Raw genomic sequence first — 11,420 nt, forward strand, 5'->3', positions numbered from 1 at the left:
GGCGAGGTCAGGAGGCCGCGCCTTGGCCGCGCTCGCTGACCCAGGCGGCGATCTGGGTGCGGGAGTTGAACCCCAGCTTGTCGAGGATGTGCTCGATGTGCCCCTCGGCGGTGCGCTGGGAGATCACCAGCGTGGCCGCGATGTCCTTGTTGCTCATCCCGCGCGCGACGAGCTGCGCGATCTCCGACTCGCGGCGGGTGAGCGGTCCCAGCCGCCCCCTCGGCCCCGCCTCCCCCGCGGGCGCCGGCGCCTCCTGCTCGGGGACGTCCCCCTCCAGGGCGTAAAGGACGGCCTCGTCGTAGGGGAGCCGCGTGCCGCGCTGGGCCGCCGCCCGGAAGGCGGCCTCCCCCATGGCCTCGATCGTGCGGGCGCGGTATTCGACGTGGTACTTCATCAGCGGCCGGTAGCCGCACAGGGGCGCCCCGACGGCCCGCCAGACGCAGTCGAGGATGCCCATCAGCACGGCGGCCCGCTCGTGGTCCCCCTCCTGGACGGCGACCCAGGACAGCACCTCCATGTTGAGGCCGACCCCGAACATGTCGTCGACGGTGCGGTTGAAGCGGAGACTGTCCTTCTCCGTCTCGGTGGCCCGCCGGCGGTCGCCCTGCCGCCAGACCTCGACGCCGAGCGCCATCATGGCGTACGCGCGATGCCAGCCCTCCCCGTGGGAGTCGCACACCAGCAGGCCCTCCTCGGCGGCGGCGATGGCGGCGGCGGCGTCCCCCCGCAGCGAGTTGGCCATGGCCAGCCGGATCAGCGCGAGCGCCTGCCCGGCCGGGTCCTCCAGCGCGCGGTGCGCGTGGAAGGCCTCCTCGAACGACGCGGCCGCCGTGTCCGCGTCGCCGCGGGACATGGCGATCATCCCCGAGAACAGGGTGGCGTAGGCGAGGTCCGAGGCGAGCCCGAGGGACTCGGCGACGGCCCGGCTCTCCTCCAGCATGCGGGCGGCCGGGGCGAGGTCGGACTGGACGATGGCCAGCCACCCCTGGCACCACAGCGCCCGCGCCCGGATCGGGCTCGGCCCGGGGACGAGGGCCAGGCCGCGCTCCAGCCAGCGGCGTCCCTCGCCCGCGTGGCGGGCGGTGATCCAGTGGAAGATGAGGTCGGCGGCCATGGCCAGGCCTCTCTCGGCCTCACCCGGCTCGTTGAACGACCACTCCAGGGCGGCGCGCAGGTTGGGGTGCTCACGCTGGAGCCGGGCCAGCAAGGCGACCTGCGACGGTCCGAAGAGCTTGGCGTACGCCTCGGCCGCCAGCGTGCGGTAGTGGTCGCGGTGCCGCCGCCGCAGGGCCGTCTCCTGCCCGGAGTCCGCGAGCCGCTCCCCGCCGTACTGCCGGATGGTCTCCAGCAGCCGGTACCGCACCCCGCCCGTGTGCTCCTCCCGGACCAGGATGGACTTCTCCACCAGCCCGGTGACGAGGTCGAGCACCTCGTCCCTGGCGATCCCCTCGCCGAAGCAGACCTCCTCCGCGGCCTCCAGGTCGAGCCCGCCGCTGAACACCGACGCGTGCTGCCAGAGCAGGCGCTCCTGCTCGGTGCACAGGTCGTGGCTCCAGTCGATCAGCGCCCGCAGCGTGCGCTGCCGGGGCAGCGCCGCGGGCGACCCGGCGGTGAGCAGCCGGAACCGGTCGTCGAGCCGGTCCAGCACCTGCTCCACCGACAGGGCGCGCAGCCGTACGGTGGCCAGCTCGATCGCCAGCGGCAGCCCGTCGAGCCGCCGGCAGATCGCCAGCACCGTCTCCCGGTTGGCCGGGGTCACCTCGAAGCCCGGCACCACGGCCGAGGCGCGTTCGGCGAACAGCTGCACCGCGTCGCCCTGAGCGGGGGAGTCGGCCGGGCCGGTGGAGAACGACAGCGGCGCCACGTCCATGATCTGCTCGCTCGCGATGCCGAGCGGCTGGCGGCTGGTGGCGAGGATCCGCAGGTCGGGCAGCGAGCGCAGGAGCGTGTCCGCGAGGACGGCGCATTCGTGGAGCAGATGCTCGCAGTTGTCGAGCACGATCAGCGCCTGGCGTCCGGCCAGGTGCTCCAGGAGCACCTCCATGGGCGACCGCGAGGAGTAGTCCTGGACCTCCAGGGTTTCGGCCACGGCCTGCGGGACCAGCTCGCCGTTGCCGAGCGGGGCGAGCTCGACCAGCCAGGCCCCGCCGGGGAAGGCCCGCCGCACCTCGGAGGCCACCCGCAGGGCGAGGCGGGACTTGCCGACCCCGCCGACGCCGGTGAGGGTGACCAGCCGGGAGGCGGACAGCAGCCGTTTGATCTCGGCGGTCTCGTGGCGCCGCCCGACGAAGCTGGTCACCTCGGCGGGCAGCCCGCCACGGACCCGCCTGCACTCGCTCGCCGCCGTCATCGCGAATAACGCCGCCTGTCCCCCGAGTGGTCCCGGTATCAGGACCGGGCGGCGCACCCGGACCACGCGCCGCCGCTCTCAGCGTATCGCCGCAGGTGAGCGCCGTTCACCCTGCGCCATGGCGCGAGGCCACGGGCCGGGACCGGGCGCCCGCCCGGTCCCGGCCCACGTCGTCACGACGTCGTCGAGGACGGGGCCAGCCACGTGTTGCACTGGAAGGCCTTCTGCCGTTCGTACCCCTGCCTGAACCACCGGCCGCTGTTGGGCGGCGAGCCGTGGTCGCGGGGGTACCCGGGCCAGTCGCCGACGTTGGAGAAGAAGTAGAACAGGGTGTTGCGGTTGCCGGCGGACACCGGATAGCTGGAGGCGACCGACCTCATCCACATCCCGCTGAAGCAGTTGGCCTGCAGCTCGTAGCGGCGGCTCAGCGCGAGCTTGGCGCTCTGCGAGCCCGACGACAGCGTCTTGCTCCACCAGGAGTTGGCCAGGCCGGACAGCTGCTGGACGTGGTGGCCGTATTCGTGGGCCATCATGGCGATGATCCCGCCGTGCCAGCTGACGATCTGGCCGTACCCGCGCTGGTTGCCCCGCCCGCTGGCGAGGGCGGTGGTGGAGGCGTAGATCGTCGAGTTGCGGGGGCAGTAGTACGGCACCATGCTGCCGCGCTGCGGGAAGTCGCCGCACGCGCCGCGGCCACCCCGAGGGGTGATCATGTAGTTCGGCGGCGAGAAGTCGATGCCCACCCGGCGGAGCGCCGGAGCCCAGGTCCGGTTCATGCACTGCCCCGTCTTCAAGATCAGCGACTTCAGCTGGGCGTTGTCGAAGACGTTGGTGGCCGGCGCGCGGCAGGCCACGCGGGGCAGCGTGCCGACGTGGTAGACCGAGTTCCCCTTCAGCGTGGTGTTCAGCGTCGGCCTGTTCGGCTGCGTGTTGGTGGTGGTGTTCGACTGCGAGCTCGAGGTGTCGTGCGACGTGGTGGCCTCAGGGCTGGGCGTGGTGTCGTCAGGCCTGGTGAAGGTCGGGAACGGCTTCGGCGTGTAGGTCGGGAACTGGTAGGTCGGCATCGCCACGGGAGTGTCGTGGTGGCTGGAGCTCTTGAGCACCGCCGCGCCGATCACCAGCAGCACGAAGACCGCCGCGACCACCCCGAGGAGACCGCCGACCACCGCCGCCGCGCTCGACTTCGGCTTCGGCGGCCGGTAGGGGCCGTACGGCCCCGGCGGCGGGCCGGGAGGGGGGTTCCAGCCGGGACCGGGCGGCGCCGGGTACCGGCCGGGCCCGCCCCCGGGAACCTGCCCGCCGGGCGGCGGGGGAGGAGGCTGGTGCGGCGGCCCGCCCTGCGGCCGCCCCGGCCCCTGGGGTGGCGGGTACGGCTGCCGGTACGCCGGTCCCTGCGGCGGGGACTGCCCCGGTCCCTGCTGCGGGGGGTACTGCTGAGGCGGGTACGGCTGCGCGGGCGCCTGCGGCGGGTACGGCTGGGCGGGGCCCTGGGGTGCGTAGGAGGGCGCCGGCCCCTGGTGCGGGTGCGGTGCCGCCGGCCCCTGGCCCGGGTGCGGCGCCGGGGGTCTCTGCGGCGGGTACCCCGGCGGGGGAGGGGGCGGGTATCCGGGCTGCCCTTGCGGATAGGAATGGCGTCCGCCCTGTGGCGGTGGTGGAAATGGAGGTTGCCCGTTGTGCGCCAATCCGTCTGCCCCCTTCCCGGCCTCTACCGGCCGAGCAGTCTCCCCTGTAACAAGGCCCCACAATTCTGGCCAATTAGGGCAGAAGCCTACTGTTTTCTCAGCAGTCACGGATGTAGTCGCATCTGGTTACATTCTGGAATCATCCAAGGTGATCTCTGCGATGTTCCGGAATCGCCGCACTCCTCTGCCCTAGCTTCGATTGCATGAATCTGCAGCAGCTCCGTTATGTGGTCGCCACTGCGGAGCACCGCACCATGACCGACGCCGCCAGATCGCTGTACATCGCGCAGCCCGCGCTTTCCCGCGCGATTCGGGACCTGGAACGCGAACTCGGGATGACCCTTTTCGCCCGTTCGGGCCGGGGAGTCGTCGTGACGGCCCAGGGCCGCCGCGTCGTCAAACTGGCCAAGGAAGCCCTCGACGCCGTCCACGAGATCGAGGCGCTCGCCACGCAGACGCACTCGGGGGGCGGCGAGCTGCGCGTCGCCTCACCCCCGAGCCTCGAGGCCGGCCTCGCCGGACGCCTCCTGCCCGCATACGTCGCCGAGCATCCCGGCGTACGCGTGCAGATCGTCCGGTGCGACGGCCGCGACGGAGTGGTGAACGCCATCCGCGAGCAGCGGGCCGACGTGGGGCTGACCGACCTGCCCGTCCCCGCCGACCTCGTGAGCCACCCGGTGGAACGCCAGGAGATCGTGCTCGTCTCCCCGCCCGGCCTCGACCTGCCCGAATCGGTGCCGATGACCCGCCTCAACGGCTTACGCCTCGTCCTCCCGCCCCCGGGAAGCGCGCGGCGCAAGGAGTTCGACCAGCTGTTCGCCACCTTCGGCGTCCGGCCGGTCGTGGCCGTCGAGGCCGACGAGCGCGGCGGCTGGCTGGCCACCGCCCGCACGGCCTCGGCGTCGGTGCTCTGGCATCGTGGAACCTCCGACCAGGCCGTGCGGGCCGGGCTGGTGGTCCGGTCGTTCGACCCCCCGCTGCGGCGCGTCGTCGCGGTCGTGCACACGCGCAGGCGGCTGGCGGGCGCCGCGCAGGACTTCCTCAACGTCGCGGAGCACGCCTCGGCGGTGTGAGGCTTTTGGAGCGTTCCCGTCGCCTCGGGCACGCCGGGTGGCATCGGCCGCCGCCAACCGGCGTACGCTTGCGACGATGCATACTCTGCGCCTGCGCGACCGCGAGTTCGGACCAGGCGACTTCGCCGTCATGGCCGTCGTCAACCGCACCCCCGACTCCTTCTACGACCAGGGCAAGACCTACGCCTTCGAGGCCGCCCTCGCGGCGGTCGCCCAAGCCGTGCGGGACGGGGCCGACATCGTCGACATCGGCGGGGTCAAGGCCGGTCCCGGCGACGACGTCGACGCCGGCGAGGAGATCCGGCGCGTGGCCGACCTGGTCGCCGCCGTGCGGCACGCCCACCCCGGCCTGATCATCAGCGTCGACACCTGGAGGGCCGAGGTCGGCGAGGTGGTCGCCCAGGCGGGAGCCGACCTGCTGAACGACACCTGGGGCGGCCCGGACCCCGCTCTCGCCGAGGTCGCCGCCAAGCACGGCATCGGCCTGGTCTGCGCCCACGCCGGAGGCGTCACCCCGAGGACCCGCCCGCACCGCATCGCCTACGACGACGTCGTCGCCGACGTGATCTCCCACACCGTGGGCCTCGCCGAGCGCGCCGTACGGGCCGGCGTGCGCCCGGACGGCGTCCTCATCGACCCCGCCCACGACTTCGGCAAGAACACCTGGCACTCCCTCCAGGTCAGCCGCAGGCTGCCGGAGATGGTCGCCACGGGATGGCCCGTGCTGGTCGCCGTCTCCAACAAGGACTTCGTGGGGGAGACCCTCGGCGGCCTCCCCGTGGACGAGCGGCACGCCGGCACCCTCGCCACGCTCGCGGTGTCCGCCTGGCAGGGCGCCCGCGTCTTCCGCGTCCACGACCCCGTCTCCGCCGTCTCCGCCCTCGCCACGATCAGCCGCCTGCGTTCCTCCTGACGGCGCTCCCACAAGTTCTCCCAAGCACGCCACAAGACCCCGCTGACACGGTGGTTCATGCCGTCGGAGAGCTGGGGGAGCCGCTCACGACGGCCACTTTTGTCGATTGCCTCGGTGCTTTCCCGTGCCGAGTGCGGACGATTGGAGTACCGGCGGCTTGGACGCGAGCAGTTCGAATGGGACAGACGTTCCTCAGGCCGAACGTCACGTGCTGGAGGACATCGCCAGGGGGGTTCTGGGCCGCGTGGCGGGTGGCGCCGCCGGGTGGCGGTTCGGCCACCACGAGCCGTGGATGTACGTGACCCCGGAGGCGGAAGCGGGCACCCGCGCGCAGGGCTGGAAGCTCCACGTGTCGGCGACGCCGCTGTCGGCGCCCGTCGTGCTGGCCCGGGTGGTGGAGGTGCTCGGGCGCCGCGGCTGCCCCTTCAAGTTCGCCGCCACCCAGGACGACCTGACCGGCCTGGTCTCCCGCGCCCTGGACCGCGGGTCGGTGGGCAAGTTCATCACGGTCTACCCCCCGGACGACGCGACCGCCAGGGAGATCGCGGAGGAACTGCACCGGGCCACCTACGGCCTGCCCGGCCCGCCGATCCTCTCCGACCGCGCCTACCTGCCCGGCAGCCTGGTGCACTACCGGTTCGGCGTGTTCTCCGCGCCCAGCGTGCTCGACAACGACGGCTCCTACAGCTCACGGCTCACGGCGCCCGACGGCACCCGGGTCACCGACGACCGCAAGGCCTGGTACTCCCCGCCGGCCTGGGCGGTCTGCCCGTTCGACTCGGGCCAGGCACCGGTGAGGACCAGCGCGCCGCGGTCGGTCCTGCTCGCCGACCGGTTCGAGGTGCGCAAGGCCCTGCGGCACGGCGCCAAGGGCGGGGTCTTCCTGGCCGAGGACCGGTCCGGCGGAGGCAAGGTGGTGATCAAGCAGGCCCGCCCGTATCTCGGCGCCACCGTCATGGGCACCGACGAGCGCGACCAGCTTCGCCACGAGGCCGCCATGCTCGACCTGTTCGGACCGCTCGGCGTCACGGCCCGCAAGGTGCTGCTCTTCGAGAGGAACGACAACGTCTTCCTGGCACAGGAGTACATCGAGGGAACGCCGCTGAGCGGATGGGCCGGCAAGAAGGATTCCCCGGCGTCGGAGCGGCGCGACCAGCTCGTCCCGCTGATCCGGCGCCTGGCCGACCTGGTCCACACGGTGCACGGACAGGGCTACGTGCTGCGCGATCTGACGCCCAACAACGTCATGGTCATGGACGGCGGCGACTGCCGGCTGATCGACCTGGAGATGGCGGCCAGGCCGGGCACACCCGTGCCGCGGGCCTTCACCCCCGGATACGCGCCCCCCGAGCAGCAGCTGTCCGCCCGCTACGGGCCCGCGCCCGGCGCGGAGGCCGACATGTACGCGCTCGGGGCGACCGCGCTGTTCCTCCTCACGGGCTGCCGGCCCGCCCTCGTACCGGATCGGCCCGCCGGCCCGCGGTCCTGGGACTCCCGGGTGGAGGCACTGGTGCGGGTGGCCACACAGGGGGATCCGGTGGCCGCCGCCCTGGCGCCCCTGATCCTCGGCGTGATGCGGGAGGATCCCGCGCGGCGATGGGATCTGCCGCGGGTGCGGACGTTCCTCGACGAGATGGCCTCCGGGCCGGTGCCGTCCCCCGAGCCCGCGGGCGCCTACCGCCTCGGGACGGAGGAGCAGGACCGGCTGCTGCGCGACGGCCTCGCCCACACGCTGCGGACGATGACACCAGGCACCGGCTCCGTACCGTCCCCCCACCTGTGGCCCGCCCGGAACCTCGGGCAGAGCGCCGATCCCTGCGCCGTGCAGTACGGCTCGGCGGGAGTGCTCGCGCTGTGGGCCAGGCTGGCCGATCCCGCCCGCCCGGGCGAGGGTGTGCCGCCGGGGCTGCGGGACGACCTGCTGGCGGGCCTTCGCACGGCCGCGGACTGGACGGTGCGGCGCCTGGAGGGCGAGCACCGGCCCTCGCCCGGACTGTACTTCGGCCGGGCCGGCATCGCCTGGGGCCTGCACGAGGCCGGGCGCGCGCTCGGCGACGAGAGGCTCCGGGCCGCCGGCCTCGAAATGGCGCTGGGCCTGCCGATCCGCTGGCCGAACCCCGACATCTGCCACGGACTGGCGGGGACCGGAATGGCGCTGCTGCACTTCTGGCAGGCCACCGGGGACGGACGGTTCCTGGAACGGGCGGACGCGTGCGCCGACGGGCTGCTGGAGGCCGCCGAACACACCCCGAAGACCGTGCTGTGGCCCATCCCCAAGGACTTCGACTCCGCGCTCGCCGGCGTGGTGCACTACGGATTCGCCCACGGCGTCGCCGGGATCGGCGCCTACCTGCTGGCCGCCGGTCGCGTGCTCGGACGCGACGACTGCGTGGAGACGGCGCTGACCGCCGGGGAGACCCTGCTGGAGGCGGCCGATCACGACGGTGGGCGGGCCTGGTGGGCGGACGGCCCGAACGGCGGAAACAAGCTGCCGCACTGGTGCAACGGCTCCTCGGGAGTGGGCACCTTCCTGGTGCGCCTGCACGCCGCCGACGGCGACCGCCGCTTCCGCGACGCCGCCCACGGCGCCGCGCTGGCCGTCCACGGCAACCGGCTGGTCTCCGGCACGGCCGCCTGCCACGGCCTGGCCGGTGACGGGCAGTTCCTGCTGGACATGGCCGATCTGCTGGGCGAGCCCGCCTACCGCGAGCAGGCCGAGGAACTGGCGGGAGCCCTGTGGGCCCACGCGACGCTTCGCGATGGCCTGCTGGTGGTGCCCGACGAGAACCAGGCCGAGGTCACCGTCGGCTGGAACACCGGGCTGGCAGGGGTGCTGGACTTCCTGCACCGCCTCCGTCACGGAGGACCTCGCCCCTGGATGGCCGATCCCGAGGACGGCTCGGCGCCGTCGACGTCCCCCGGCGGCCGGGCATGACGAGTCTCGGTGCCATGAGCCCGCCACTCGCCGCGAGGCGGGAGGATCCGGTCGTCCATCGGATCAACTTCCGCTTCTCCGGCCGGGGGCGGTACCTCGCGTGCCTGGCGGCGGGCCGGTCGGAGTCCCTGGTCCCCGAGGTGTGGGATCTCACCGGTCCCGTGCCCCGGTCCCGGCCGCTGCCCACGCGGGAGAAGGGGACCGTGGGCACCGTCCCCGTCCCCACCGACGACGGAGGACTCCTGCTGTGCCGCTTCGGTCCGAACGGCTCCCGGGTGACCCTCGTGCGGGACGACGGCGAAGAGCACGAGTTGCTGAGCGCCGAAGGGGGCGGTCTCAGGCTCGTCGCCGGCACCGGCCGGGGGACGGCGGCCGTGGCGTTCGAGATGAACCCCGACGGGCCGGCCGTGCTGTGGCGCCTGTCCGGGCGGGCCGAGCCACCCGAGCCGATCACCGAACTGCCCCGGCTCGTCACCGGAGGCACCTGGCTCGACGAGACGGGCACGTCCCTCGCCGTGACCGTCGTCCGGCCGGAGCGCCGCGTCGTGGTGGTGGACGTGCCGAGCGGCGCCGTCCGTCCCTTGGCCGGCCTCGGGGGCGACGAGCACCTGCTGGCGGCCGCGCGCCGGGGCGGGGTGCTGCTCACGGCGGCCCAGCGGGACGGCGGCCACCGGCTGGGCGTCCGTCACCGCGGCGGCCGGCGGCCGACGATCTTCCCTGCCCGGCTGAACGCCGTCGAGGGAACCGTCGCGCCCCTCGCCCTGGATCCCGGCGGGCGGCGCCTGGCCCTGTCGGTCACCCGCGGCGTCCGTTCCCACCTGCTGGTCCACGACCTCACGACGGACACCGGCACCGAGATCGACCTGCCCGCGGGGATCGTCCACGCTCCGGCCCACTGGAACGGCCGCGGGCTGACCCTGCTCCACAGCGGCCCCGACCGTCCGGTGTCCCCGGTCACGGTGACCGGCGCGTCCCCGCCGCGGATCACCGCCGCCCACCCCGCCGGCGGATGGGCGCCCGCCCACGCCCGGGACCTGCGAGGGGCGGAGGGAAGCGTCGAGGTCGTCGTCTACGGAGAGCCCGCGACCAGCGCGCAGGTGGTCGTGGCGCTCCACGGCGGCCCCGAGGCGGCCTGGCAGCTCGGCTTCGAGCCGCTGTTCCAGCGGCTCGCCGCGGCCGGGATCGCGGTCGTCGCGCCCAACCAGCGCGGCAGCACCGGATACGGGGCGGCCCACCGCGACGCCATCCGGGGCGCCTGGGGCGGGCCCGACCTGGCCGACATCGCCGAGATCGGCCGGATCCTCGCCGCCGAGCGCGGACCCGGGCGTGAGCGGCCCATGCTGTACGGCGCGAGCTACGGCGCCTACCTGGCACTCCTGGCGGCCGCCGCACGGGCCGACCTGTGGGCGCGCGCCGTGGCCGTCGCGCCGTTCCTGTCCGCCGGCGCGCTGTACGAGGACGGGACGGAGTCCGTACGCAACCTGATCGACCGGCTGCGGGGGCGCGAGGAGACCCACGAGGACGAACTCGGCCCACGCGACCTGCTGAGGCTGGCCGGCCGGATGCGGCTGCCGCTGCTGCTCGTGCACGGGGAGCGGGACACCACCATCCCGGCCGCCCACTCGCGGCGCCTGTACGACCGGCTCCTGCGGACCGGCCGCACCGACCCGGTGACGTACCTGGAGATCCCGGGCGCGGGCCACGACCCGATGGCCGACGGCGACGGGCACCTCGTCACCGCCCGGGTCGTCGAATTCCTCCGCGCCGGGCCGTCCCACCCCGCATGACCGGCGGGCGCCGCCGCGCCCACCCACCAGACCTGCCCGGACATCGGGCCGGCCGCGCCTTCGCATGGCGCGGTGAAAGCAAGCCGCGCCTTCGAGTGGCGCGGTGAAAGCGACGAGAGAGAAAGGAGCCGTCATGGACCTCGAACTGTCCGCTCTGGACATGCTTCCCGGTGACGAGCAGACGGGGCTGATGCCCTGCACGCGGGTCACCTGCTTGTTGGTCACCTGCGACACCTACACGTGTTTCGGCAGCGTCTGGGGAGGCTGATCGCCGCACAGCGGCCGAAGCCCGAAAGCGGATCGCGAGAAAGGAGGTGTCATGGAACTCGATCCGTCCGCCCTGGACCTGCTCCCCGGTGACGAGGAGACGGGGCTGATGCCCTGCACGAGGATCACGTGCACGTGGGTCACCTGCGACGTGAACGGCTCGGTCTGGCCGCCGACGCCGTGACGCCGTGAGCCCGGTTCCCCGATCACGACGGAAAGGAGGTGACATGGATCTCGATCTGTCCGCCCTGGACATGCTCCCCGCCGACGAGCAGTCCCGGCTGCTTCCCTGCGGAGTGAACACCTGTCTGTTGATCACGTGTTCCAACTTCACGAACTGGACGACCCTCGGCTGAGGCGGCCGTCCACGACCGGAGTCCCGTTCCGGCCCTTCGATGGGCCGGGGCGGGACT

At 73.5% G+C, this 11,420-nt stretch carries 9 protein-coding genes; 7 read left to right on the forward strand and 2 right to left on the reverse strand.

The features are described from left to right. Positions 1-7: 7 nt before the first annotated feature. The gene (locus KIK05_RS03720) at positions 8-2,350 is read right to left on the reverse strand and encodes a LuxR C-terminal-related transcriptional regulator (protein ID WP_214409097.1); all 2,343 of its coding nucleotides are present in this window, start codon (positions 2,348-2,350) and stop codon (positions 8-10) included. 173 nt (positions 2,351-2,523) lie between these two features. Beyond that, complete coding sequence (locus KIK05_RS03725) at positions 2,524-3,516, reverse strand: neutral zinc metallopeptidase (protein WP_214409098.1); 993 nt, start codon at positions 3,514-3,516, stop codon at positions 2,524-2,526. A gap of 719 nt (positions 3,517-4,235) precedes the next feature. On the opposite strand from KIK05_RS03725, the gene KIK05_RS03730 reads away from it, so the two are divergent. From KIK05_RS03730 to KIK05_RS03755, 7 genes are all read left to right on the forward strand, one after another. Beyond that, entirely contained in the window at positions 4,236-5,105 is an 870-nt protein-coding gene (locus KIK05_RS03730; protein WP_214409099.1) for a LysR family transcriptional regulator, read from the forward strand. Between the two features lie 76 nt (positions 5,106-5,181). Then, the gene (folP, locus tag KIK05_RS03735) at positions 5,182-6,018 is read left to right on the forward strand and encodes a dihydropteroate synthase (RefSeq protein ID WP_214409100.1); all 837 of its coding nucleotides are present in this window, start codon (positions 5,182-5,184) and stop codon (positions 6,016-6,018) included. Between the two features lie 208 nt (positions 6,019-6,226). Further along, entirely contained in the window at positions 6,227-8,953 is a 2,727-nt protein-coding gene (gene lanL / locus KIK05_RS03740) for a class IV lanthionine synthetase LanL (protein WP_214409101.1), read from the forward strand. Between the two features lie 14 nt (positions 8,954-8,967). Next, the gene (locus KIK05_RS03745; RefSeq protein ID WP_214409102.1) at positions 8,968-10,740 is read left to right on the forward strand and encodes an alpha/beta hydrolase family protein; all 1,773 of its coding nucleotides are present in this window, start codon (positions 8,968-8,970) and stop codon (positions 10,738-10,740) included. A gap of 133 nt (positions 10,741-10,873) precedes the next feature. Then, entirely contained in the window at positions 10,874-11,008 is a 135-nt protein-coding gene (locus KIK05_RS47920; protein WP_284681189.1) for a hypothetical protein, read from the forward strand. Between the two features lie 51 nt (positions 11,009-11,059). After that, positions 11,060-11,191, forward strand: coding sequence for an ALQxL family class IV lanthipeptide (locus tag KIK05_RS03750; RefSeq protein WP_214409103.1), 132 nt, complete (start codon positions 11,060-11,062; stop codon positions 11,189-11,191). A 43-nt stretch (positions 11,192-11,234) separates the two neighbouring features. After that, positions 11,235-11,363: an ALQxL family class IV lanthipeptide gene (locus tag KIK05_RS03755; RefSeq protein ID WP_214409104.1), complete on the forward strand. Its 129-nt coding sequence runs from the start codon at positions 11,235-11,237 to the stop codon at positions 11,361-11,363. The last annotated feature ends 57 nt before the right edge of the window (positions 11,364-11,420 follow it).

It is taken from the genome of Sphaerisporangium fuscum (assembly GCF_018531465.1).
GTDB lineage: Bacteria > Actinomycetota > Actinomycetes > Streptosporangiales > Streptosporangiaceae > Sphaerisporangium > Sphaerisporangium fuscum.

Coding starts and splice junctions, on each gene's coding strand:
- KIK05_RS47920 (WP_284681189.1), top strand. CDS start 10,874: ATGGACCTCGAACTGTCCGCTCTGGACATGCTTCCCGGTGACGAGCAG.
- KIK05_RS03750 (WP_214409103.1), top strand. CDS start 11,060: ATGGAACTCGATCCGTCCGCCCTGGACCTGCTCCCCGGTGACGAGGAG.
- KIK05_RS03720 (WP_214409097.1), bottom strand. CDS start 2,350: ATGACGGCGGCGAGCGAGTGCAGGCGGGTCCGTGGCGGGCTGCCCGCC.
- KIK05_RS03755 (WP_214409104.1), top strand. CDS start 11,235: ATGGATCTCGATCTGTCCGCCCTGGACATGCTCCCCGCCGACGAGCAG.
- KIK05_RS03745 (WP_214409102.1), top strand. CDS start 8,968: ATGAGCCCGCCACTCGCCGCGAGGCGGGAGGATCCGGTCGTCCATCGG.
- folP (WP_214409100.1), top strand. CDS start 5,182: ATGCATACTCTGCGCCTGCGCGACCGCGAGTTCGGACCAGGCGACTTC.
- KIK05_RS03730 (WP_214409099.1), top strand. CDS start 4,236: ATGAATCTGCAGCAGCTCCGTTATGTGGTCGCCACTGCGGAGCACCGC.